This window comes from Mycobacterium shunyiense (assembly GCF_058270075.1).
The window spans coordinates 39917-64059 of record NZ_JBZDPU010000011.1 but is presented as its reverse complement, the minus strand read 5'-3'; the positions used below and the strand labels follow the sequence as shown (position 1 = coordinate 64059).

20 protein-coding genes are annotated in these 24143 nt (G+C 63.5%); 1 reads left to right on the top strand and 19 read right to left on the bottom strand.

Going from position 1 to position 24143, the window contains the following annotated elements; genetic code table 11:
* Nucleotides 1–109: 109 nt before the first annotated feature.
* The 12 genes from eccD to AC4ELH_RS09215 form a co-directional block, all read right to left on the bottom strand.
* The gene (gene eccD, locus AC4ELH_RS09270; RefSeq protein ID WP_409552722.1) at nucleotides 110–1663 is read right to left on the bottom strand and encodes a type VII secretion integral membrane protein EccD; all 1554 of its coding nucleotides are present in this window, start codon (nucleotides 1661–1663) and stop codon (nucleotides 110–112) included.
* Entirely contained in the window at nucleotides 1660–3648 is a 1989-nt protein-coding gene (locus AC4ELH_RS09265; protein ID WP_498884196.1) for a MinD/ParA family ATP-binding protein, read from the bottom strand. The genes eccD and AC4ELH_RS09265 overlap by 4 nt, the downstream gene beginning before the upstream one ends.
* A 110-nt stretch (nucleotides 3649–3758) precedes the next feature.
* Nucleotides 3759–4538: an ESX secretion-associated protein EspG gene (locus AC4ELH_RS09260; RefSeq protein ID WP_409552720.1), complete on the bottom strand. Its 780-nt coding sequence runs from the start codon at nucleotides 4536–4538 to the stop codon at nucleotides 3759–3761.
* A gap of 244 nt (nucleotides 4539–4782) precedes the next feature.
* Complete coding sequence (locus AC4ELH_RS09255) at nucleotides 4783–5070, bottom strand: hypothetical protein (RefSeq protein WP_064880881.1); 288 nt, start codon at nucleotides 5068–5070, stop codon at nucleotides 4783–4785.
* Nucleotides 5071–5133: 63 nt separating this feature from the next.
* A complete protein-coding gene (locus AC4ELH_RS09250; protein ID WP_409552719.1) occupies nucleotides 5134–5445 on the bottom strand; it encodes a hypothetical protein in 312 nt (103 codons plus the stop codon).
* A 62-nt stretch (nucleotides 5446–5507) separates the two neighbouring features.
* Entirely contained in the window at nucleotides 5508–6746 is a 1239-nt protein-coding gene (locus tag AC4ELH_RS09245) for a PPE domain-containing protein (RefSeq protein WP_498884193.1), read from the bottom strand.
* A 168-nt stretch (nucleotides 6747–6914) separates the two neighbouring features.
* A complete protein-coding gene (locus tag AC4ELH_RS09240) occupies nucleotides 6915–7220 on the bottom strand; it encodes a PE domain-containing protein (protein ID WP_064880875.1) in 306 nt (101 codons plus the stop codon).
* 153 nt (nucleotides 7221–7373) lie between these two features.
* On the bottom strand, nucleotides 7374–10367 hold the full coding sequence (eccCb, locus tag AC4ELH_RS09235) for a type VII secretion protein EccCb (RefSeq protein WP_454231436.1): 2994 nt from the start codon (nucleotides 10365–10367) through the stop codon (nucleotides 7374–7376).
* A 1-nt stretch (nucleotide 10368) separates the two neighbouring features.
* A complete protein-coding gene (locus AC4ELH_RS09230; RefSeq protein ID WP_498884190.1) occupies nucleotides 10369–11505 on the bottom strand; it encodes a cell division protein FtsK in 1137 nt (378 codons plus the stop codon).
* A gap of 41 nt (nucleotides 11506–11546) precedes the next feature.
* Nucleotides 11547–13025 (bottom strand): type VII secretion protein EccB, encoded by a 1479-nt coding sequence (gene eccB, locus AC4ELH_RS09225; RefSeq protein WP_454231434.1) that lies wholly within the window; start codon nucleotides 13023–13025, stop codon nucleotides 11547–11549.
* Between the two features lie 83 nt (nucleotides 13026–13108).
* Complete coding sequence (locus AC4ELH_RS09220) at nucleotides 13109–14230, bottom strand: VldE C-terminal domain-containing protein (RefSeq protein WP_410341829.1); 1122 nt, start codon at nucleotides 14228–14230, stop codon at nucleotides 13109–13111.
* Between the two features lie 95 nt (nucleotides 14231–14325).
* Nucleotides 14326–15852: a DUF4226 domain-containing protein gene (locus AC4ELH_RS09215; protein ID WP_498884187.1), complete on the bottom strand. Its 1527-nt coding sequence runs from the start codon at nucleotides 15850–15852 to the stop codon at nucleotides 14326–14328.
* A gap of 128 nt (nucleotides 15853–15980) precedes the next feature.
* On the opposite strand from AC4ELH_RS09215, the gene AC4ELH_RS09210 reads away from it, so the two are divergent.
* A complete protein-coding gene (locus AC4ELH_RS09210; protein WP_409552834.1) occupies nucleotides 15981–17165 on the top strand; it encodes an RNA-guided endonuclease InsQ/TnpB family protein in 1185 nt (394 codons plus the stop codon).
* 72 nt (nucleotides 17166–17237) lie between these two features.
* Here AC4ELH_RS09210 and AC4ELH_RS09205 read toward each other — a convergent pair whose 3' ends face one another.
* From AC4ELH_RS09205 to AC4ELH_RS09175, 7 genes are all read right to left on the bottom strand, one after another.
* On the bottom strand, nucleotides 17238–17528 hold the full coding sequence (locus AC4ELH_RS09205) for a hypothetical protein (RefSeq protein WP_409552833.1): 291 nt from the start codon (nucleotides 17526–17528) through the stop codon (nucleotides 17238–17240).
* A gap of 153 nt (nucleotides 17529–17681) precedes the next feature.
* A complete protein-coding gene (locus tag AC4ELH_RS09200) occupies nucleotides 17682–20162 on the bottom strand; it encodes an EspK C-terminal domain-containing protein (RefSeq protein ID WP_409552832.1) in 2481 nt (826 codons plus the stop codon).
* Between the two features lie 28 nt (nucleotides 20163–20190).
* Nucleotides 20191–20631 carry a hypothetical protein gene (locus tag AC4ELH_RS09195; protein ID WP_409552831.1) on the bottom strand — a complete coding sequence of 147 codons (441 nt, stop codon included), beginning with the start codon at nucleotides 20629–20631 and terminating at the stop codon, nucleotides 20191–20193.
* Nucleotides 20632–21259: 628 nt separating this feature from the next.
* A complete protein-coding gene (locus tag AC4ELH_RS09190) occupies nucleotides 21260–21661 on the bottom strand; it encodes a hypothetical protein (RefSeq protein ID WP_426652097.1) in 402 nt (133 codons plus the stop codon).
* Nucleotides 21645–23240, bottom strand: coding sequence for a hypothetical protein (locus AC4ELH_RS09185; RefSeq protein ID WP_454231432.1), 1596 nt, complete (start codon nucleotides 23238–23240; stop codon nucleotides 21645–21647). Before AC4ELH_RS09185 ends, AC4ELH_RS09190 begins: the two co-directional genes overlap by 17 nt.
* A gap of 192 nt (nucleotides 23241–23432) precedes the next feature.
* Entirely contained in the window at nucleotides 23433–23747 is a 315-nt protein-coding gene (locus AC4ELH_RS09180) for a hypothetical protein (RefSeq protein WP_409552828.1), read from the bottom strand.
* A 94-nt stretch (nucleotides 23748–23841) separates the two neighbouring features.
* Nucleotides 23842–24132: a hypothetical protein gene (locus AC4ELH_RS09175; protein ID WP_409552827.1), complete on the bottom strand. Its 291-nt coding sequence runs from the start codon at nucleotides 24130–24132 to the stop codon at nucleotides 23842–23844.
* Between the last annotated feature and the right edge of the window lie 11 nt (nucleotides 24133–24143).

Here is a 24143-nt window from a genome sequence, read left to right as displayed (position 1 = left end):
GGCGGGTTGATCGCCTGGGCGGTGCCTGTCACCAGTGGCGCAGTTCCTACGAGGGCGGCCACGCTTGCCAAGGCCGCCGCGCTGTGTGTCCATCGGCGTCGGTTCATGATCATCGGTTTCTCGCCAGGTAATAGAGGTTGAGCAGCCACCAGCAAAGCGGCGGAACGAGTGCGATGAGGACGTATTCGAGCCACTCAACGAGTTTGCGGAACAACGGGGAGAACACATGCTTGGGCACCACCGCGGCGATGACCAGAGCACCCACCCCTAACATCAGCACCGCAGCGGCGATCGCAACGCTCCAGCCCGGGCCGGACCCATTGGCCCGCACGTAGGTCAAACCGACGGCGGCCATCATGCTCAGTCCGGTGGCTACCAGGATGATCGCCTGTATCCGATCGGCGAATGCACGTGCTGCTAGGACCAAGATCGTGGCCAGCATCAAGACATAGACCGTGGCTAGCCACCAACGGCCCTGGCCAGGAGTTATCGTGCAGGCTGAGCCGACCACGAAAAACACTGCAGTGCACGCGACCACGACCGTCAGATACGTGTTGGCCGCAATGGCGGCGCGAGTCAGCTGCGCCATGCTCGGAGTGCCGTGAGTTGCTGCCGCCTCCAACGCCTGCGCAGCGATGTCGTCGGCCGGATCGAAAACGTTCTTTCCTGTGACGGTGGGGAATTCTGGCATGGGTAGCCTGGCCATGCGCCCGGCAATTCCCTCTGACAGTTTCAGCACGAGTAGAGCGATGGCCATGACGGCGACCCAGAGATAGCCCCATTGCACGCCCAGTGCGCGCAGCACTGATATGAGCGCCCAGCATCCGCCCGTGATGGCTGTCCAAGCCAGCACTCCTCGTGGGGCCGGCGTCAGTGCCCACAGTGCCGAGGCCACAACGGTGACGGTGGCAAAGCCGAAGACCGCATGCCAGGCGGAGGGCTGTCCGGGTGTTCCCATTACCGCCGCTGCGGGAGCACTCACCAGAGCGGAAAGCCACAGACTCGTTGCCACGGTCAGTTCGCGGTGACGCCACCATACGATCGTCGCTGTCGCTAGAAGTGTTGCGGTCAGCACCGTGGCCGCCGCGGCGAGCATCAGGTTCACGTCGTGGCCGTCGGCCAGGTTGATGCGCCAGGCGTTGAGCAGTAGGCCGACCGTCAACACAACTCCGAGTGCGGCGGTGATCGCCGCGAAACGGACGGTGACTGCTTCATCGATCTGTTGCCGGTGGTTTGAGAGGATCTGGGCAGTTGCCGAACTGGCGTTCTCGATGATGGGGGTCAAGGTGACTTCGGCGTCACCGACCTCCAGTCGCAGCAGGTCCCCGTCGATGACGCCCTGTGCTTGCAGGTCCTCCTCGCGGTCGAGTGCTTGACCGTTGACCCGTCGCAGAACCACCGAGCCCGGGGTGATGCGTCCGTCCTCACTGGCGTCGAGCAGGCTGTCGGCCGGATCGCAGATGGTGTTGAGGATCCCCGCCACGACGGTGGCCACTGGGACGGTGGCCGGCAACGTCAGATCGTGCTGGCGACCGGAGAAGATGACCGCCACGCGAACCTGCTCAGCCAGCCGGACCTGGCCACGTCGGCGGACTGCGACTCCTTTGCGTGGGCCTGGCTCAGAGGCCGCTGTGCCCAGGTCGTTGTCTTCGATCAGTGTCATTGCCGCCACTCCGTCGGTCCGGGCCGCCCCATGGCGTTCTGGTCGCGGTCAGAGGCGCCGGCGAAACCGTCTGCAACCGACGCCGCGGCCTCGATGAAGGCTCGCTTGGTGTCAGGCTTCAGCCGCTGCATGTCGATCGCTGCGGCTTCGTGAAGGTGCGGATCGTAGGGGACGGCGTGCACTGCACGCACGACCCGTTCGAAATCTTCGTGAAGCTGGCGGACGGACTTGTTGGCCGGCACTTTGCTCACGTTGCTGATCACAACGACCGCCGAGGAAACCAGATGCGGATAGCCGTGCGCCAGTAGGAAATTGATTGTGTCGCTGGCGGCCAAAGCCCCGTCCAGACTGGTTGTGGACACGATCACCACGGCATCGGCCATGGCTAATACCGCTGCGGTAACGTCGTCGAGCAGTTGGTTGCCGCAATCGATAAGGCTGACTGGGTATTGCTTGCCGAGGGTTTGAGTTGCTTGATAGAGCTGGACGCCGGTGATGACCTCATTGCCCTTGTAGGAGCCCAACACTTCAAGCCCTGACGAGCTGTCCTTACCTGTGTGGTGCCGAAAATCGGTGTAGGAATCGAGTTTTGAGTCGCCCAGAAGCGTCTTCCAGTTTCCATTGGAGGGTTCGTCGATGCGATTGGCCAGGTTCCCCTTGGCGGTGTTGCCGTCGATCGCGACGACCTTGTCGTCACGATAATGAGCGAGTGCCTGACCCAGACCCACCGTGGTGGTCGTTTTCGATACTCCCCCCTTCTGGCCCATGACGGCGATCGTGTAGGTCCCGCGCAGGTTCGAGTTGATGCGCCGCTGCAGGTCGTTCCACTTGCGTTCTGCAGGCGAGGGACCAAGGTTGATCGCTGTGAGCTTGCGTAGCACCTTGCGCCAGCCTCGGGTGGCCTCAGGCTTGTGCGGACGCACCAGGCCTGCTTCCCGGATCGCTGCCCGCGTCTGGCCTACGGATGCGTCATTGGACTGCCGCAACGGCTCGAATCGCGAGGTACCGTGCGGAATTGACACCGGCGGCGCAGTCGGCATTCGATGCGGTGGCTGCTGCGGCGGTCCGGCAGGCGTCCGCGGTTCAAAGTGTGCTGCCGGCGCCCGGTGGGCCGGTGGTGCGTGATGACCAAACTCGTTGGTCACTGGAGGCCACTGTGCTGGCGGCTGACCATAGGGCGCTGGATTAGCGTGGCGCCCGCCGGGAACAGCGGGTTGCTGCGGCCAGGGACGCGGTACCTGCTCTGGTGGCCACGGTTGTGGGTAGGGCGCGATCGGCGCCTGGCGGTGGTGCTCGTCTTGCAGGCTTGGTGGCTGCCCATTGAAGCCGTGTTGCGCAGGCGCGTTGGGCAGTGTGCCCTGAGCGCTCGGTTGCGCTGATCCCACGTCCCAGCCGTACTGATCAATCTCAGTGTTGCCGCCGTGCTCAGAGCCCGTGTCCTGAGTGAGGGTCGGCCCGTCTGGCGGGCGCGAAGGCTCGATCTCAGGGTTGTTGGTGGCATATGACGTGGCGTCGTCGGTATGGCCCTCGGGGTTGTCCACCTCGTCGGTGGCGTCTGTTGCGTGATCCGCTTCGGCCAGGGTGTCTTGTGCGAGTGCGTCGTCGATGTCGCTGACTGTCAGCACGTCGGGCTGTGAGGCGTGCGGGGACGCTTCCCAGGTGTCAGCGTTCGGGTTCTGCTGAGCGTGACGCGCGCCTCGAGTCCAAGCGCTGGCGTCCGTCTCACCGCCATTGATGTGTGGGTAGGACCCGACGGGCTGCGGCAGCTCGGTCGCGCCGCGGATCGCCGCGCGCACAAAGTCCGACGTCACCTGCGAGGTCTGCTCGGGATCAAACCCCGAAAGATGCTGCGGTGCAACGGACTCGCCGCTGACTGGTGCGCCCTCGGGTATGTCTGACCAGTTCTGGCCGGGTTCGTTGGCGGCCGAATCGCCTTGCTCGCTGCTGGTGTAGCGATTGTAAAAGTCGTCGTCGTTGTTGCTCACTTACTGGCTCCCATGTTGTGAGTTCCCCCGGGCCTCCACAGTCCGAAGCTGCTTAATACCTTACACAGTGAGGCACTGTAAAGCAGTACGTAAACACCACAATTGTTTCATTATTTTAGGCGGCTGTAGCTCTGCCACTCACGTCCGCCCACTGTGGCCACCAGCGATGTGAGCGCGCGCGCGGCGGCATCGTTGGTACCGGGAACGATTTGAGTCCACCACTTGCCGTCTTCTCCGCGCACAGGGCCGGTCACCACCCGTCCCAACGAAGTATCGGTGATCGAGGCGGTGGCGACCGACACGTGCTCACCTCGTCGGTCATGCACCGTGACCGCGAACGTTGCCTCCATCAGGGGCGAATCCGCTGCCAGCATCACGACTTCGCGCTGCTCGGCGGTCAATCCCAGGCTGCCCAGCGCTCGTAGCGCAGTGTGATCGCCACGCACGACCTCACCCAGCCGGCTGAGCAGTGCCTCTGTCGGCACAGTGGCGGGCACAAACCGTGCTGCTTCAACCATTGGCCCACACAGTGGCGTGATCCGATCCACCAGGTCGCGCATGGATCGCACGGAACTGACCTCCTCGAGCGTCACGTCGTCGTTGCATCGCGAGGCGGCGGCGTGCCGGCGGTCGCGGCGCGCAATGACCAGGCTCATATGCTCATTGCCGCGTCTGATGTACACGCACAGGGTGATGTCTGGCGACGCCAAGATTTGCAGCCAGGCACTGATCGTGGGATGAACGGTGCTCTCATCTACCAGCGCACCAGCCTTAAGCAGCGTCGCGAGTCCCACTTCGTCGGTGGGCGGGCCGCCCTCACTCACCCAGGGTTGTAGCCACAATGTTGAAGGCAGCGTTTCAATGCGGCACAGCCCCTGCAGTATTCGCACTCCCTCGCATGTCGTGGTCAACGCTCGTACAGGTGCAGGGCCTGCGGGTGCCGGCGCTTGACGTCGAAGAAATGACGGTGTGCTCATCAGATCACTGACCTTTGTTGTTGAAGCAGAACTGTTGGGCGCGGGCCTTCATATGACCGTGTGGCGCCCGTTGAAGTGCGAGGGCCCGGCAGGGATTCCGGTTGAGCACCGCAATCCCTGCCGGGCCGCCAATTGATTTGGTGAAATGCCAGCAGGCTTAGCCGTACTGGGCCGCGGCCTGACCGTCGCGCATGGTCATGTCTTCGTTGGCCTGGTTGAGAACCACGGCAGCCCGGCGAATCGTTTCCTGCTGTTCCTGGTATCGATGGTTGACGAGGTTGATGGCGTTTTGGAACGCCTCCGATCCCCTGCCGTTGAAGTTGTCGGCGTTGGCCGTCACGATGTTGATCGAGTGCAGCCGATTCTCTTCGGTCTTCTGCGCGACCTGCTCGATCTCTGTAACCGCCGCTGCGATCTGCGGCGTGCGGAAAGTTACTGTCGACACGATGGTGTCCTTTCGTTCGAGTGTGAGAGTGGATTCGAGAGTCGATGGGGCTCTCGTGTGTCCCTAGACGATCAGGTTGGAGATCTGGGAGATCGCGTGCGCGTTCTCCTCGTCGCCGCTGTCGAGGATCTGGCGGTTGTTGTTCATCATGTGCGAGTGGTCGGCGAAGGTTGTCGACATCAAGTTGCCCTCGTGATGCAGCTGCTCACCCACCTGCTGCATGGCCACGCTGGCCCGACCGATCATGGAGGTGCTCAGGCCCTCCATCGTGGAAGCCAGGCTGTGCATCAGCGCCGCCTGTTGATCGGAGACTTCTTGTAGCCCCTGCGCGTCCTGCGCGAGGGCGTCGAGTTCGCCGTGAATCTGTTCCGACATCGTCGGATGTCCTTTCTCTCAAACTTGCTCTGGGATAACGGTTCTCATGATGTGTGTGCTTCTCACGATGTGTGTGGGTCAGCCACCTCCCCCGTCCGGAACACCGCTCCCGAGCCGCCGGTGATCACCGGCAAGCCCGTTGGAGAGCGGTACAGCGAGGCGGCTGACGAAAGGACTTTCGCCCCGTCGGGTTTCGCGGCCCCCTCACGCTTGTCATCGCCAGCGGCGTGGGCCATGGGGCCCATCATCGCTCCCGGTGCCCCCATGCCACCGCCCATCGGGGAGGCCCCCCGGGCCTCGGCAAGGCGTGACACCGCCACGTCAGCCCCGGCCGGTGAAGATGCGTTCACAGTCGGGGAAGCCCAAGACACCGGGCCTCGCAGGGCCGTCGACACCGCACCGGTCCCACCGCCGAAACCACCGCCACCGCCACCGGAAACCAAGTTCGCCGCCACCGGTCCTCCGCCCCCTGGCGCGCCCGAGAGCCAACTTCCGGCGCCAACAGCCCCCATCGCGTCGGCCCCAGGCGGTGTCATCTGTCCGATCTGGGACGCCAACGACATCACCGGCTGCAGGCCTTGTTGGAGTTGCCCCACATTCGACAGTGGATTGGCGCCGGAAGTCAGCTGTCCAGCTTGGCCGCTGATCTGTCCGAGCTGGCTCAGCATCGGCATAAATGTTGACATCGCGTCCTGCGGAGCAGCGCCGGCAGATGTGAGCGCCTGTTCTGGTTTCGATCCCAGAGAAGGAGTTCCGGGATCGCCGCCCATGGGCATAGCTGACGGTGTGGGCGGATCCAGAGGCGGAATCGCCTGCACGCCAGCCTCGCTGGCCGCAGCGTAAGCGTATTTGTTGGATGCTGAGGTCACCCACATCTGTCCGTACCGTGCACGGTTGGCGATGATGAAGCTGGTCAGCAGACCCAGGAAGTTCGCGTTGTTCAACGCGACATGCTCAATCTGGTTCTCGCCTATCTCCATCGGTGTCGGCGTGGCTGCTTTGAGGGTCTCGAATGCTTCGGCGGTTGCTGTGATCAGCCCTGCAGCGGTAGTGATCATCCCGGCCGCCCTCGCCTGCCACAACAAGTGCGGGACGTTGGCCAGCATGGCGAGTTCCCCGGTGGGGGCCGGCCATGAGGTGCTCAACGCCAAGGCCACTGCCTCATGCCCGCCGAGCATGCCGATAATGGCGCCGGCAAGGGCTTCGAGTTCACCGGCTGCGGCCATCATGCTGCTAGCGCCAGGCCCGAACCAAAATCCGGCTGAATTCTCCTCTGGGGGCAGTGCACCCCAGGCGGTCATGCCGTCACCACCATCTCACCCGTCAGTTCCCCGGTGAGCCGGCATTCACGGACCCCGCGGGTACGCCCTCGCGCCTGAGCGTGCGTCGCGAGGTGAAGCCAGCGCGCAGTCCGCGATCGAGGCTGGTGTAGACGCATGCCCATACCCGTGTCCGCGTATTGCTCGATGTCAGACGATGTTGGCAACGCTGAGTTGGGCCAACGCATCGCCTAGGTCGAGGATCGCGCCCGAAGATCCCAGCGCTGCACCGTAAGCAGCTTGCACGGCCGATGCCCCGCCGAGCACGGCTGCAACGTTGGCGGCATAGCCAGCGATCTTGGCGACGTTGGCCGCTGAAATCTCTTCGATCCCTGGCGGGACCACCGCGGCCACCGCTGCGGCCTGAGCCGTGTGTCCACCCACCTGCGCCGACAACGCCTCAGTCGAAGCGGCCGCAGCCATCATTCCTTCGGGAACTACCTCAATGAAGCCCATGTGGATAACCCCTCATCTCCTATATGGCAGAGCGCGTATGCGCCTTGCTACCGATTCTTACACACTTGCTCAAAATCGGAAACACATAATGTTCACGATTATCGTGCAATTTTACGTCCGTTGACCACGACGTGAATGCACGAAATTCTCCCCTCACAGCACCTCGTCAGGCGGCAGCGTCTGGGCCACCTGGACGAGCTCCCTGCCCTTGCGGGTCCAGAACTCACCGCGCCCCGGAACGCGAACCGCGCCCTTGATGTCGCCGACATAGGTTTCTTTCTTCTCGCTGTCCATCACCAACGCGCTGACGCCGGCGTCTTCCATCGCCGATATGACCTTGTTGCTCTTGCCAGTTTGGTAGAAGTTGGAGGCCTGGGTGGTTGCCAGCACGTGGAAGCCGATGCGTTGACCTCTGGCCATCTGCTCGATGAGCGGCGCCAACGCGCTTTGCTTGCCCCCATGCTTCCCCGTAACTGTCAACTGGTCGAGGTCGTCGACCACAACGAAGATCCTGGGTGCCGCCGGCCGCCACAACCGCTTCTCGCGATCGCTGAGGTCGCTGGGCGGCCGCCGTTTCGTCAGCGCTTGCGCCAGCGCCTCGCATATCGACAGGATCTCCGGTTTGGTGTTGGCATAGGCAACCTTGTAGCGCTCGTCAACGGAGTCCATCAGCTCAAAATCTGACTCGAACAGCAGGATCTGAGCTTGATCGAACGAGGGCGCTTCCGGATTGGGTGGAGCGAATGTTTCGGTGATCGAGCGCAGCAGCGTCCGCAGCAACGTCGAGCGTCCCGACTGGCTGTTGCCAGCGGCCCAAAAGTGGGGGTATCGGGCGATATCGATACCAACCGTGTTGAAGGTGGTCTGTCCCAAGCCGAGTTTGAGCGTGCCGGAAGCCGCCGGTCCCATCTCCTCATAGGCGACCTTGTCGGGAAGCATTCGGAGTTGGTGCGTCTGTTGGTATCCCAGGTCGCTCCACGCGCGGGCGATCTCGGCGACTGCGTCCTTGGTTGCTCGATCCTCGGTCTCTTTGGCAATCGTCTCGCGCACTTGGTACGGCGCTCCGATGCGCATCTGTAAACCGTTGCGCTGCAACGCCAAACCGGGAACGTCGGGTAACCGCCTGGCGAGTTCCTTGTCCCGGCACTTCGAGTCCACATGGGAGGACAGGCGTAGTTCGATCTGGGTGCCGAGTTTGTCACCCATCTTGATCGACAACCAACTGTCGTTGGTCACCACCAAATGGATGCCGTAGGCCAGCGCATTTTCGGCCAGGCGCGCGACCCGGTCATGTAGATCAAGATTGAAGTTCTTGAATGCAGTGATGTTGTCGACGATCAGAAATACATCCCCATGCCCGTCGTCTGGGACTTCCTCTGGGCTGGCCCCGAACTTGCGGGCCCGGAATGTGTTGATGTTGATCCCGGCCAGTTCCCACTCGCGCTCGCGCCGTCGCAGAAGCTTCTCCACCTCGATGACGACCTGACTGACCTTCTCCGCGTCGCTGCCGCCTGCAATACCCGCTACGTGTGGCAACCCGGCCATGTTGCGGGCGGTGTTGCCGCCTCCGAAATCGAGGCCGTAGAACTGGACGCGTTGGGGGCTGTGCGAGTGGGCCAAGGACAACATGATCGCTTGAGCGGTCATCGACTTGCCGATCACGGTTTTGCCGGTGATGCCAATGTTTCCGCCGGCGCCCGAAAGGTCTAGGCAGACAACTTCTTGAGTGTGGCGTCGCGGGTTGTCTTCGCGTGCGATGGGCACAACCAGTCCCCCGTCAGCAATCACCTGCGTCCAGTCGCGACCCCAGTACTCCTGGGTCAGTTCGCTCAAGGGAATCTCAGGGGTGTCATCGAGGGCGGGCAGCCACATGCCGCCCCGGGTGCGCCCTTTGCCAAATTTGGTGATCTGGCGAGCCAGGATGTTCTCCACTGTGGGTGCTTCGGCCCCTAGCGGCAGATCCATGTCGTCGTCGAAGAATTCCTCGGCGTCTTCGACGTCGTCTTCGGTGTCTTCATCGGTGTCGGCGATCTTGAGCAGATCCTCGGGCAGCGGAGCAATGCCGGATCTGAAGCGGTGCACATCGACGGGATAGCCCTCGGTGGCGACCTTTTCGGCTTTGCGGCGTTTCGGTGGCTGAAAGGTCGCCTGCGTGTAGTACGCCCGGAATTTGGTGTACTCGCCGTCGACGGCCAAGATTGCCGATCCAGGCGGCGAATTTCTGAGTTCGTCGTAGGCCACCGGTGACCCCAACGCCCGACGGCTCTCGCCCGCGTCTTTAACCTTCATGCCGATCGCGTAGGACTGCTGGGCGATGAGTCCGGACATCTTGCCGGTCTCGGCGCGCTGAGAGAAGTTGAGAATCGACACCCATAGCGAGCGGCCGAGTCGGCCGACCTGATCGAAGACAGGTCCCATCTCAGCCTTGAGCGAGAGCAGTTCGCTGAACTCATCAAGGACCATGACGAGCACACCGATTGGCGGCAACTTGGCGCCGCGGGCACGGGCTTGTTCGTAGTGCAGCACACTTTCGAAGCCGGCCCGCTTGAGCGCTTCCTGGCGCAGCTCCATTTCGCCTTCGACGACGTCCTGGAACCGGTCGAGCTTGTGGAGGCTGTCACCCAGGTTGGACACCACGCCCACGACATGCGGCAGTGCTTCCAGACCGGTGAATTCGGCCTCACCTTTGAAGTCACCCAGCAGAATTTTCATCATCTCGGGTGGATGTTTGATGGCCAGACCCATCACGATCGTGCGTGCCAGCTTGGACTTGCCTGAACCGGTCATGCCGACGCCCATGCCGTGGGGCCCGACACCGCCCTCGGCATCCTGCTTGATGTCCAGCCACAGAGGTTTGTTGCCTACAGCGGTCTTGCCCAACGGGATTTCGCAGCGGGTTGCGATCGTGAGTTCGTCCCAGAGCGGAGTCGGATCCCAAGTCCGGGCATCCTCGATCCCCCACAGATCGAGGTATTCCTGACCTGAACGCGCTTCGCTGGCCGCGGTCGCCAGCATCCGGCCGGCTTCGTCGATGGGTTCGTAGCGCGACAGCGACCGGGCCAGCACCTCGAATTCGTTGCGGCTCATATAATCCGGGTTGGCGGCGAACAGCAATCCGTCTCGCGCTTTGGTTGATACTTGCACCATGTCAGTGGACCTCCTTGGCTGCGCGGAGAAGATTGCCCGAATCGTCGAGGAAAAACGCCGACTGGGGATTGGCCAGAATGCTGTTCTCGTCGCCGGTTGCTTCGATCACCGCTACCCCGAACTTGCCTCTGTCACCCAGAATTGGGGTGCAGCTGGCGTCCGGGTAGTCGACCACGACCACCAGCCAGCTTGTGGGCTCCTCGGAGCCCTCTGTCCGCAACCGCCACGGTTGACGTTCGCTGAGGTCCTCGCCAAACCGATTCATGAAGCTGGCCACATCGTTGAAGATCAATCTGACAGGCCCTGAGGCGTCGACCAGCTCGGGATCGGCGGTGTGCGGCAACCATTTGGCCGCCTCCCATGCCTCGGGGTCATCTGTGATAATCGCCAGCCGGATCCCGCCAGCCGCATCGGGGTCAGCTGCGTCGGCTGTTGCGGGGCTGTGGAAAACGCACAGCTGCGACACCAGTGCCCGAAGCCAGCCTTGCACGATGTCGCGTTGGTCCTGACGTTCCCAAAACAGTGACCAGCCGGCCTCGTCCCACAAATGCAAGGGCCGGGGAACATCGTGAATGACGTTCTGCGACAGCAGAAAATCTCGTGCTGCTATCGCCGTGACGGACTCTCGACTCTCTTCTGGCGGCACGTTGTCCGGCGGGGTGATGATGGTGTTGATCCGGGTCAGGCCCAGGCCGATGCGAACGTGCCCGAAATTGTGCCGGTCGGGCGCTCGCTCAAACATTCGTCCGCTGCCCACCAATGTTGTCAACGATCCACTACGCGGGTCGGGATGGTGGTAGGCGATTTCACGGGCCTGCTCCCAGGCGTCGGCGTGAAGGCCCGACCGTAATGCGTCGAGCTTGCGTTGGTATTCAGCCCGCTGCTGATTGAGCGCTGCAGGTCGTTTCGACTTATCGGCGCCCCCGGCGCGGTTGCGCAGCATCGCGAACATGGATACGAGCATGATCGGAAAGATGACCATTCCACCCATACTGAGTTGCCTTGCGCCACTTTTGTATAGGAGAACCATCAGCGCCACCGCCCCACCGATGAACAGAAGGACCCAGATCCAGGCGGTCGACTTCGGCACCCGTTCATAGGACAGTGGGTTGTCGACGGTGATGGTCTTGGGGTCCAAGGACGGCGCGGGGGTCGACTGGACTCGATGGCCGATTTTCGTCATGGCTGATCTCCAGTCGGGGGCGCAGGTAACGGCGCAGCCATAGGGTCCTTGGCGAATGTGTCGTGCTCGACCATCGCGGCTTCTTTGGACAACACCGGTCCTGCCGGAAGCCAGCGGACAACCGCCCATGGAGCCGGTTGCGGAGCCTCAGTCAGCCCCAACGCCTTACGGGTGTCAGTATCGTTGTTGCCTGTCGCACACACCCCGAAGCGCACACCTGTGTCGGTGATGAACCACATGCTTTCGCGTCGCGGCGAATCGTCTTCGACACCCGTTACCTGCACGAAGTTGGCTGAATTGCTTCCGATATAGACCGCGTCTGCCACGTTCTCGCCACCGGTTACCAACGAGATCAGCCTATTGTCGTCCTGCACCGGAATGGGAAGGCGACGACCCGAGATCGTACTTATCTGCGCCTGCGGCTCACCGCTACCTTTGCGCCACGACACGCACGTCACCGGTTCGGCGGCCTTGTCCAGCAGTTCGAGATGGGTTGCCGGGTAGATGGACACATCGAATCCGGTGGCCTGAGGCAGAGAAGCAATCTCGGTGGCGCTGGCGGTCAGCACCTGTCCACCATTGCCCATGCCAGCGTTAAGCATCATTGTGGCCACCGTTGCCGGAACCCGCTGTATCCCAGCGGGTATTGCGATGAAAAACTCATCGCTACCGGAGGCGTCTTGGACACGCACCACGCTGCCCGACACCAACGGCAGCTTCGCCGTAGCGAAGGCTACTGGTCCGCCAGGGTTGGGCACATCCGGAACCCGCAGGGGTGCCGTCGGCGGCAACGCCTCATACATCGCACGGGACATGGGGGCGGGGTGAAGATCGCCCACTGGCAACCCTAGCGCTAAGGTCACCGGTTTATCGGCCAAGTCAATCTTCGAACGATGTCCGTCAGTGACCACATACACGTCACCGGCATACGTCATGAGCACCGCCTGCGGCGAGCGCATCGTCTGCGACCAGTCACCCAACGTCGGCGGTCCCGCCACGATGGTCACCTTCGGTATCACCTGAGAGCCGGTAGAGCCCAGTCGATCACACAATGTCCACCCGGTCTGGGCCGGTGTGCGCACCGACAGGTCGTCAGGTGCACCCATGATGCCCACGGCCGGCCCAATCGGACTCTTGCGGATTTCGCCCATCGGCACCATCTTTGGTGCCTCAGCCTGACCGACAATGAGGCGGGCGGAGGCCAGATTCAGCGCCGGATGCATCACCCCGCCCACCTGTACCCAGCGTGCACCCGTGGCCCGGTCTATCAGAATGGTTGACGTGCCGATCTGGCCGACGGGCCGAATCCAGGCCAACACAAAGCACAGTGCAAGCACAAGTCCAGCAGCAACAAACCCGTAGAGATAGGCGACTTGGGAGTTCTTAGACGGGTCGTGAATCAGCCGCACATTCCAGCGTCCGACCGCCACCGACAGCCGGTGCCACAGAAAGCGCCAGCCTGAAACCTGCTCCATGGACGCATAATTGAGTGGCATGAGCTAGCCTGCCTCTCCGCAACCGTCACGGCCGCTGGGCCGCACCCTCTGTTGATACGCGATCACAAGCTGTACACCTCTCCCCCTGTTGGATACCCGCCGCCTTGCGTCGCCGCATGAACGTGGTCGTAGTGGTTGGCCGTCATGCCGCCGCGGTCTTCCATCTTGCGAACGGAACCGTCTGTGCCATACATCATTTGCCGCCAGATGACGTGGTCGACATGAAACTTGTCGTTGTGCTTCAAGATGAAATCCACGACCCGGTTGCCCAGTGCCACCCCGCCTGGGCTGGTGGGGTTGGGAATCATGAAGTCCAAGGCCAATCCCTGCGGGTGCCACTTCAATGAATCCGCTCGTACACCACCGATATCGGTGATCTCTGGAAACGCCGCCGAGACAGCCCTGTTCATCAGGACCGTGTAACGCTGCAGTCCCTTTTCGGATCCTCTTCCCGGACCCAATGCGCCGGCAGGAACCGCGGTGGCCGCAGTCTTCACTGCGCTTTCGGGAATACTTCCAGCTCCGGCTAGCGCCGACGATGTCCCTCCGCCGAGCATGCTGGCCAGGTTGGTCAGGGGTGCTAGGGGAAGACCGCCGCCCATCATGGGCATGCCCATGCCCGAGGGCATCGGCATCGACGGCAGCATCGGCATCGACGGTGCCCCCGCAGGCATACCGCCCGCGCCCAGCATCGACGCCGGCATTGTCTGAGTGCCGATACCGTTATAGCCCGCCGCCGTGGTGTCGGCGCTGGCCGCGCGAGTAGTGGCATCTGAATGCGATTGCTGCAGAGTCGACTTGGACTCCTCCAGCCGCCGAGTGATGGCATCGACCAACGCGCGCTGACCCGCGTAGGTGTTGGTCGACATGCCCAGTCGCTCGACGTCACCGACCGCCGCGGCGATGACTGAATCCATACGCTCACGCCCCACACCGGCCGCAGCGACCGCCTGAGCCAGATCAGCGTCACTGGCCGCGTCGTGCTCACTCAACGCACTCACGTGAGCACCGACCTGGCGGGTCTCGTCGTCGAACCCGTCAGCGGCAGCACCCGAGGCCGAGGGTCCGCCCGGCAACACACCCACCCCGCCGCGCGCCGGAACCGCTGCGCCACCAGGACCGAAAGCCTCCCGCGCCGAGCCCATCACCGCCCCCGACGCCCGCACAAACCCCTCCAAACTCATGGGCTACCAACCTGTTCGAGCTGCGACGGCAGCCCCCACCGGCCTGTTGAGGTTGGGAGCTGCGTCATCACGTGGCGGCCTCGTCATGGCGCGGCCTAGGTCACGTTCGGATTGGCAGGTGCAGTTGCCGGCGCATGACCAGCGTTTTGTGCGCCGGCGGTCGGATCGATCCAGGCCAGGAAATCAGGGCCGGAGCTGATGCTGTCCAGCGGTTGCACCTGCCCGGACACATACACCTTGTTGTTGCCCAACGCCATCACCAGATGGTCCTTGAACACACCGACATCCCCGGCCTTGAGCATGTTTGGCGGAACCATCATCTTCGGGTCAGTGATCGGGCTCCCGGGCGGCGGCAGATCGATCTTCTGATCTGCGTAGCTCTCGGCCACACTCGCGCCATTCATATGGGCCCGCACTGCAGCGGCCGCCTGCTCGGTGCGAGCATCTGTCTTCACTTCATTTCCCTTGTCGTCGACATACTCAACCTGTGTGCCGGAGCCGCCGGGTGTGTGCGCACCGGTACCACCACCAGCCGCGTGATCACCGCCAGCACCACCCTGGTCACCCGCCGGGTGCGTCCCCTGGTCCTGACCATTGCCCGAATCGGGTTTTCCGCCGGACCCGTCATGGTCGTCACCGCCCGACCCACCATGGTCAGATTGGTTGTCGTGCAACTGCACACCATCGCTCGCCGATTTGCCGTCCTCACCGACACCGGTCTGCTGATCCTGCAACTGAGGAGCCTCGCTGCCGGCCGGATTCCCGCCCAATCCGCTCAACGCCGACAGCGGATCACCGAAGCCACCTCCCATTCCCGGCATCCCTCCCCCGCCAAACGACGGCAGCGAGGGCATAGACATGGGCATGCCCGCAGGCATCATCCCCGAGCCGAACGGCGATGTGCCAGCCGGAGTCTGGTTGCTTGCCGGGACGGTCGATGGCGTCGAGGCCGGCGTGGTCTCAACGGGAGCGCCACCATTACCGCCGCCACCGTTACCACCGCCGCCATTGCCGCCCTCGCCGCTGCCTCCTCCCCCGCCACCGATCTCCGCATAGCGGTTTGCGAGCTCTCTGGTCTCTCGGGCCTTGGCCTCGGCATCAGCAATCTGCTTTTCGATAACCTGCTTGGCCGAAGACAGTCGTTCCTTGAGATAGTCCCGCAGCTCCTGCTGCCCCTCGCCAGTGTTCAGCCGAGGGCCCAGCTCCTTGATCTTCGCGTCGACATCGCGAGCCACATCCTGCAGCGCCTGCTTGCTCGCCTCCCCGGAGGCGTGCACGGCATCAACGGTGGCCGCAGCCTTCTTATCGAGCTCAGCGAGCTGCTTCATCAGCTTGTCCAACTCGGCAGCATCGGCCGAGGCCGCAGTCGCCGCAGCACCACTGTTCTGCTCGGCATTGGGCGGTGCTGGCTGCTCCGCTGGCGCCGGCGGAGCCTGCCCGTTCTCTGGCGCAGCGCCCGGTTCATTCCCGAAGCGGCCGCCGCCGCCCGCATAGGTCCGCTCAGCCGGCGCGTGCTCACCACCGCCGCCAAACATCCCCTCAAGCCCCTTGACCCCCATACCGATCGGGTTCAGAATCGCCCCCGCCGGCCCGAGCGTGACACCGCCGACCACCCGGCTCACAACATCGCTGATCAGGCTCCACTCAGTCATCGGTTGGTTGTGGCGTGGAAACCCGTTGCTTTATCTGCGGGAGGAAACGCCACGTCTCCTTTCGGCTGGTTGTCGGTGCATATGGTTAGGGTGCGGGCGTGGCTCGTTACCGGTTGTTGCCCACTGAGGAGCAGTCGGTTGCGCTTGCGGGGCATTGCCGGCAGGCGCGGTATGTGTGGAATCTTGCGGTGGAGCAGCAGCAGTTCTGGCGGTGGGGCCGTAGGGCACCGGGCTACAACGAGCAGTCGGCGCAGCTGACCGAGGCCCGGGCCGAGTTTGCGTGGTTGGCGGCCGGATCTCAGACCGTGCAGCAGCAAGCGTTGCGGGATTTCGCTCAGGCCATGCGGAATTTCTTCGGTGGCACGCACCGCCGCCCGACGTGGCGCAAAGCCGGTGTGCACGAAGGTTTCCGGCAAATTGGAGTCAAACCCCATCACGTTCAGCGGCTCAACCGCCGGTACGGGCAGGTCTTGGTGCCCAAGGTTGGCTGGGTGCGGTTTCGGCTGTCGCGCCCGGTGCCCGGCGGGGTGAAGTCTTACCGGGTCACGCTGGATCGGGCTGGCCGTTGGCATATCGCCTTCGCGTATGTGCCTGACCCGATCGGTGGCCCGCGCGATGGCAGCGTGGTGGGGATTGATCGGGGTGTGGCGGTGTCGGCGGCCCTGTCGTCGGGTGAATTGCTGCGCGTGCCGGGCTTGTCGGCGGGTGAAGCTAAGCGTTTGAAGGTGTTGCAGCAGCGCCTGGCCCGTGCGCAACGCGGATCGAATCGGCGTGCCAAGACGAAGCTGGCGATCGCGACGCTGCGGGCCCGTGAGGTCGACCGGCGCAAGGACTGGGTCGAAAAGACCAGTACCGAGATCGCTGGCCGGTTCGACACGATCCGGCTCGAAGCGCTCGATGTGCGGGCTATGACTCGCAGCGCCAAAGGAACTGTCGATCAGCCGGGGAGCGGCGTTGCGCAGAAGCGTGGACTGAACCGGTCGATCAGCCGTGCCGGCTGGGGACTCCTTGCGGTGCGGCTGCAGCACAAGGCATTGGGTCGGGTGGAGCAAGTCCCGGCCGCGTACACGTCGCAACGATGCTCCGTGTGTGGGCATATCGCACCCGAGAACCGTAAGAGCCAAGCGGTTTTCGTGTGTGTCGCCTGCTCGGCGGGGCCGTGCCATGCGGACGTGAACGCCGCACGCAATATCGCCGCCGGACGGGCGGTGACTGCACGGGGAGACCTCGGCGTTGGCCGGTCTACGAACCGTGAACCTCAACTCGATTCTCCTGCCGCATAGGTAAGTGGATGGGTTGGAATCTTCTGGCTTCAGCCAGGAGAGGACGTCAACTACAGCGACCCTTTCTAGAAACTAGAACTTGAGCCGACGCTCGTCGGCCGCGACCGACTGATGAGTCGGATAGGTGGCTTCGTTGTGCGGCTGGTTCGCCAAGTACCGATCCCGCGCCACCGCAGCGACAGCAACGGCATTCTCGCCGAGCGTCCACGAATCCCATTGCCGCACAGCATCACTGAGCACACGAATCCCAACCACGAATCCGTTCTGGTCAACCTCGGCCATCAGGGTGCGCTTTGCAGACACCGCCGTGGCCACCACCTTCGTGGCAGGAACTTCGGTCTCGTCTGAACCTGCAACAGTCACGCTTCGGCCCCTTCCTCGACGCACCTCCACGCGCCTATTGCGTATATTACACACTATAAGTCATACGTGAACAGATATGAAGCAATTGGGCGGTGGGTGCACAAAGCACCTCACCGCCCACCTGCAGAAATTCCCCCGACACACACAACTCGACTACGACTGGCGCATGCGCTGCTCATGCTCAACCTCGGCCACTGCCGAGGCCACCTCAGACCCGAACCCCGCCGCGACGCCGCAATACGCCACATCCCACACGCCCATCGACGGCCGGCGGGAATCCCAACAGCTCAACAACTCAGCCACCCGGCCCGCCCGGTAGTAATGCCGATACCACATCCGCGCGTTCACCGACTCGGCCGACGAGCCCGGGTCGCGCGGCGCGTGCATCTCGGGCACTTGCACGGCCGTATCCAAACCGCTGGCCCACGCGCTCCAATCAGACTCACCGATCGTGTTTGACCGAATTGCCTGCCACAGCTTCTCTTCTGCGGGCCCGCAAAGGCGCTGCCCCGTCTCATCTGGCTCCGACGCCGCACGCAACACCGACTCCGTCAAGCGCACCGCCAACTCCGCGGTCGCCCGCTGCGCGACATCGGGAGTAAAACTGCGCCCCAAGCTCGCCAACCGAGAGGTCAAAGCCAAATCCGTCGCCGCCAACCGATGCTGATGCCCCGCATCAAGCACAGGAGGCTCCGCCAGGGCCTGCAAAATATCGATCTGCCGAACCGCGACGAAATCCCCACCGCATCGAGGGCGCTTGGGCCACATCTCTGACGTGACGATCGCTGAAACGCGAACCCCGCTAACCACTTCCGACAAACGCTCGAAATGCGCCGCCAAGATAGCCGACGGCTGTTGCGAGCCCATCCACTCACCAGCCCACCCGATGGGCAGCGCCGAATCAGCCACCGCCAACCGAACAGTCACAGGCAAAAACACGGTGACCGGAACATAACCGCCACCGCCCACACTGCTAGCCACAACTGTCTGCGGACCAGTCGGCGTGCGCAACACCGCCACAGCCCACGACACCGGACTCTGCAACACCTCACCAACAGGCTGAGACCCACGCACCAGCCCCGCAAGAACCCGCGTGGCCATGGCAATATCCGGATTAGCCTCCGTTGTCGAGGCAAGCGTCGCCCCCGCGGCCGCCGAGCTCGAATTCCCCGCAACCACCGCCGGACTACCCGTGCCACCGGCCGCGGCAGCCGGGGCTGCCGGCGCGGCACCCGCCGTCGACGCCGGGCCACTCGAAACCGGCGCGCCACCCGGTGCAGAAGAAGCGGGCGGGCTATACGGCGCCAAAGGCTGGCCACCACCGGCCGCCGCAGGAGGCGGCATCATCCCACCCCCACCCATCGGCGTGCCGCCACCGACCGGCGCACCGTGCGTGCCGCCACCAGCAACCGAACCGCCATCTGCCGCACTTATCGCCCCAGCGCCCGCAGGTCCAGAAAATCCGCTTGGCGATGCCACAACAGGCTGTTGCACGGGCATCGGAGCGAGCGGCTGAGCGTACTGAGCCGACGAAGGGACCGCGCCAGACGCGCCCATACCCGAAGCAACCCCGGACTGGAAACTACTCCCCGCGTTCGACAAACCCGACACAAAGCTATCCGGAGGAGGCACCTTCGGGAAAGCCGAGGCCGGCGACGTACCTACACTCGATGCTGGCAAAGAAGGTGTCGCAGGCGGCTTGAACGCCGAAGCCAAGCTGTTGCCACCCGAGCCCAAACCGCCAAGCCCAGAAGCAGACCCACCACCCGAACCTGGGCCACTTCCCAGCGGCGACGCCGGAAGGCCGGGCATAGACGGCAGCTGGCGTCCAGGCTGCCCAGTGTCCCCAATTGTCGGCATCGTCGGCCGTGCGTCGACTCCCGTTACAGAACCAGCATGATCCCCGGCTGAGTCGGGCAGCTGAGTAGCCCCCGGCTGTCCATCGGCCGCAGCGCCGGGGTTCTCGGTGTTGACGTAGGGCTTATCGCTGCCCGGAAGGTGGTGGTCGGCCTCGTCCGAAGGTTTGGCCATCTTCTTCTTAGAGTCGGCTTTGTCGTGCTCCTTGTCGCCGTCTCCTTCTTTCTTCGTCTTGTTGTCGAGAGCGTCGACATTGGAGCCGTTGCCGGTGGGGGGTTGTGGAAGTGGTGTGGGGGCAGGGACTTTGGCGATGTCGGTGAGTGCGCCCTCGATGATGGTTTCGACTTCTGGCGCGTAGGCTGCCGTCACAACTGCGGTGCCCCCGGGCACTGTTTTTGCGGTGTCCCACTCCTGTTGCGCGGCATCGGCGATACGGGTGAGGTCGATTTTGACCCCGTTGGTGATGGCCCAATATTGTTTGGCTGCCGATACTTTGGAGTCGAAGTGAGCTTTGCCGTCAGAGGCGTGGGTAGCGATCTTCAGTAGAAGCTGTTGATTGGCATCGCCGGCCTCTCCAACAAGGAGGTCCGCCTGGGTTTGTGCGTCGCGCATCGTTGCGTCGGTGTGATCGCTGCAGAGGTCGGCGTACTTCTGTTGCTGCGCTATGAGTGCCTTGAAGTGGCCGTCAGTCAGGTTTGGCCACTGCGCCCAGACGAGGGCCTGAGCGGCTTCGCCGGCCGGCCGCGGGTATGTTTCGTCAGCCTCCGGGACTGGCATCGAAGGTATCGAGGGCACAGTTCTTCACCTATCCGAGCTGGCAGACGTCCCACGCGCGATCCGAAATCTGTTGCGCGCGTTCGGAGTCGTAGTGAGGCGGCTCTGCCAAGCCGCGAGTACGCACTTTCCCAAAGGCTGCGATCATGGCGTCAAACTGACCGATGACATCAGTGATGGCTGACCGGATCTCGGGTGATGCCGCCGGATTCTCATCTAGTGCGAGTCGCAAGCCGTTCGCTCCTGGAAGGACCTGTGCGCCATTCTCGGCCGGGCTGGGCATTGAGCTGTTGATGGTGGCGTAGGCCGTGCATAACTGAACGTTCTGTGCCCGAATCGTGCTCGCCGAATACGTCGGCGCGACTGGCTGCTCAGCAGGCGCAGGGCTCGTCGAGGTGCGGCTGACGATCACTGCGCCCAAGACCCCGCCCACAAGTCCGGCAATCAGAATCGCTGCGACCAACATCGCCATTCGGCCGAAGGTCTTGCGCTTGCCGCCATCAGGGGAACCACCAGGCGCAGGAGGTGGGGGCGTCGGCTGCGGAGTCGGGGCACCGCCGGCGCCGTATGCTGGCGCTGAGCCGTAGGGCGCCTGGGCGGGCGGCGCGTAGGCAGGCCCGTAACTCGTCGTCACCGACGCCATTGCTGGTGTAGAAGTCACTTTCAGATCCTCCCCTGCTTGTGAATGTCAGTCTATGCCGGAACTGCCTCCTTGGCCTGCAGTTATTCTGGGCGCTCACACCGATCAGACGGTCACCGATCTGATCTGCCCTGCCGACTCAGCATCCTGTGTAGTTAACTCTGCTGTCGTTACTGTGCTTGCCGACTCGTGCTTGGCCCCGCCTGCGGCGAGGGCAGCGAAGAAGGCGGCCCCATCAGCGCCCCATGCCGCCGTAGCGGCCGTGATCTCACCCGAGACTCGGTCGGCAGCTACGTTCGCTGCAGCTGATGCAGCATCGCAAACAACCCCGCTGCCGCCCTCGGCTGCGGCGGCTGCTGCGCGGCTGGCGGTCACTGCAACAGAGGCTGCGAAACTTTCGGGTTCGATCTTGACGTAGTCACCCGATCCCGACGAGGAATGTGCAACGGCAGGCATAGAGCTATGCCCGTCCCGTCTGTCGTGGCTGGGACTGCGAACCCGTCGCAGCCGCCAACGCGTCAGCCATTCGAACAGCGACAGGGTGCTGGGCAAGATGATTGGGGATGTCGGTCCATTTCGCCAAGAACTCCTCAGAGATTTTCATCAGACCGGCGTGGGCCCTAGCGGCGTTTTGCGCGATCGCGGCGTTGATTTCCTCATCGAGCTCATCGACAGTGAGCTCATGCAGCAGCCCGGGCCGCACGTAAAGCTCGAGCAACTTCCCACGCGAATCGTGCGTTGCGATCACGGGATCATCGTCGTCGCCGGTCGCGATGAAAGCGTCAGCCTTTTCCTGCCATTCGTAGACCGCGTCGAGCATGTCGTCGAGGGCTTGAAGCCGCGCATCAGTCGTTGTTGTCATTGTTCCCCTTCTCTGAGGCCGCCGACGATGCTCGCCGGGTTGACCGCTTCCGCTCCACCGCGCCGAAAACCGGCTCGCTGTTGGCTGCCGGACGCAACACCACCCGGCGATCGTTGTCCTTATTGCGTTCTGCCGCTGCCCCGTCACCGCCCAGGCCGCCCATCATGGGCGGAAACATCCCTCCCATCGGGCCACCGCCGGAGCCCGTTGCAACCCCTGGTGTTGAGGCAGCGCCGATAGGCGGTGCAGGTGCAGCACTCACCGGGCTGGCGTAGCCGACGGCTGGCCCAGCGCCAGAGACCGGCGCGCCGCCCCCGCCGCCCGGGCCGCCGCTGGAGGCTGGAGTGGTCCCACCAGTGCCGAAATCGCCGAGCCCGAGATCATCACCGGGGGATCCACCGCCAGCACCCATATCCGAAGGCATCGACGGGGATCCCGACTGCGGCATACCGCCAGTCATGGCGGGCAATGCGGACGACAGTCCAGACAGCGCGTTCGGAAGCATGGAGCCGCCGCCAGAGCCCGGAAGCCCCCCGGCGAGTTGGCTGGCAGTCCCGGTGATCGCCCCAACGATCGTGCCTGCCACATTGGCTGCCATACCCGGCGCCGTGGTGGGTGTGGCAGCAGCGGCCAGGCCTTCGGGGGTGCCCGGCGGGACAGCAGCATCCGATGCGACAGCCTTGCCCGCCACATCAGAAAGCGGATCCTTTCCGCCAGCGCCCGGGCCGTCCTCCGTGCCGGCCGAACTGGCCACCTTGTCGTCCTTCGGATCTTTCGGCGCCCCCGGGGACTTCGACGAATGCATGCTCTGGATCGGCCCGCCCCGAACAATCGCCGGTGCCGGCGGCGGCGGAGTAGGTGCTGACCCCGCGGTTGTGGAGGCAGCCGCGGTGTAGGTGGTGTAGGCATCGATGGCCTGGCCTTGTTTCTCGGCCAACTTCGCCGTGGCAGCGACCAGCGGAGCGGCATTCAAACCGTTACTGGCCCGATAAATGGCCATCCCGTTGTTCACCTGGTTGCGCAGCTCGCTGAACTCCTCAGGTGTGGGGGTCGCGTTGCGCAACTCATCGATATGCGAGGCATACTCGTCGGCGCGATCGGCCAAGGCGATGACGTGATCATGCATCGGTGAAGACAGCCATTCAGCGTGTTCAAACACGTTGGCTCCCGCCTGCTGGCGTCCGTCGTCCTCCCAATGCTGATCAACATCGGCGGCATACCGGTAGGTCTCGTCAGCGGTCTTGCTCACCGCAGGTGCTACAGACGAACGCCACGAACTGGCCAGGTTGCGCACGCTGTCGGCACCCGGACCACCGTGCACGTACTGCGCGATCTGCTCCCCTGTCATCGGCGGCGGAACACCCGGCAGGGAGGGCAGGGCCGGCAACGACGGCGGCGCGATCATCGGAACGTCGGCTGGCGCACTGGCGCTCGGTGCGGGCGCACCGGCACCACCGACGACGGACCGGATGGCCACGGCATTCTCTTCATCCGCAGCGGCGATCGTGCGTCCCGATCCTGCTACCGCGATACCACCGATCTCCCGGTGCTTCGCAGCATGGTCGAGCAACGCAGACACCGTTGCGTTCCATCCGTTAAGCAGGCCCGCCATCGCGACCGATGTCGCATCCCCGGCCGCAGGAGCACAGGAAACGCCCGAAGGTCCTGGCTGGGCCGACGAGCACAGGCCAGCGCCGTCGCGGGCCAAACCGTCGTCATCAACCTGGATCACCGTGTCCCCCAAACGCTTCTTCTATTTGACCATCGAAGGTCAATCGATCAGAGCGCCAAAACTGGCCGCGGCATTTTCGTCGCCCTCGGTCAGGATGCGGTTGGTGTTGTCGAGCTTGTCAGCGTGCGAGCGTGTCTGCGCGGCCACCCGGGCATACGCGCTCTCGCGAGCGCTGTACTCGCCCTGCTTGGACTGGATGTAATCGTCGTAGACATCGCCGAGCATGCTGCGCAACATCTCTGGTGGGACGTGGCGGCTACGTCCATGGGTTTCAACCTGATCGGCGTACTCGCGCCACTGAGCAGCAGCGGCTGCGGCCTGATCTTGATCAAGTGAGATTTCGTTTCCCGACACCGGACCCTCCAAACGGCTGCGCAACTAGTGTTCACTCATTGCCCAGTGTGCTGCATCGGTTCACTGCGCGCAAGGGGGCCGGGTGCCGAGAGCCTCAGAGCCAGTCGGAATCGATTGCCTGCAGCGCGGCCGCGATGATGTCCCATAGCGGGCTGGTGGTGCGGACGTAGTAGATCCGGCGCGAATCGTCGGGACGTTCAATGTCGAGCATGCCAAGGTCGACCAGTCGAGCCAGCTCGTCACGGATATTCGTCGGTGACGCATGTTCGATTCCGCGTGGCTCTGACTGGAAGAACCGATCCTTGGGATTGTTGAGCACCCACGCCGCGACCGCTAGCCGGCACTTACGGCCGAAAAGCAGTTCGCTAACGCGTGTCGCATCCACGTCTTCCAGTA

What these genes read in the sequence shown, in the direction of transcription:
- eccD (WP_409552722.1), bottom strand. Translation starts at nt 1,663, where the DNA reads ATGACACTGATCGAAGACAACGACCTGGGCACAGCGGCCTCTGAGCCA.
- AC4ELH_RS09250 (WP_409552719.1), bottom strand. Translation starts at nt 5,445, where the DNA reads ATGTCGGAACAGATTCACGGCGAACTCGACGCCCTCGCGCAGGACGCG.
- AC4ELH_RS09245 (WP_498884193.1), bottom strand. Translation starts at nt 6,746, where the DNA reads ATGACCGCCTGGGGTGCACTGCCCCCAGAGGAGAATTCAGCCGGATTT.
- AC4ELH_RS09240 (WP_064880875.1), bottom strand. Translation starts at nt 7,220, where the DNA reads ATGGGCTTCATTGAGGTAGTTCCCGAAGGAATGATGGCTGCGGCCGCT.
- eccCb (WP_454231436.1), bottom strand. Translation starts at nt 10,367, where the DNA reads ATGGTGCAAGTATCAACCAAAGCGCGAGACGGATTGCTGTTCGCCGCC.
- eccB (WP_454231434.1), bottom strand. Translation starts at nt 13,025, where the DNA reads ATGGAGCAGGTTTCAGGCTGGCGCTTTCTGTGGCACCGGCTGTCGGTG.
- AC4ELH_RS09220 (WP_410341829.1), bottom strand. Translation starts at nt 14,230, where the DNA reads ATGAGTTTGGAGGGGTTTGTGCGGGCGTCGGGGGCGGTGATGGGCTCG.
- AC4ELH_RS09200 (WP_409552832.1), bottom strand. Translation starts at nt 20,162, where the DNA reads ATGCCAGTCCCGGAGGCTGACGAAACATACCCGCGGCCGGCCGGCGAA.
- AC4ELH_RS09195 (WP_409552831.1), bottom strand. Translation starts at nt 20,631, where the DNA reads ATGGCGATGTTGGTCGCAGCGATTCTGATTGCCGGACTTGTGGGCGGG.
- AC4ELH_RS09190 (WP_426652097.1), bottom strand. Translation starts at nt 21,661, where the DNA reads ATGACAACAACGACTGATGCGCGGCTTCAAGCCCTCGACGACATGCTC.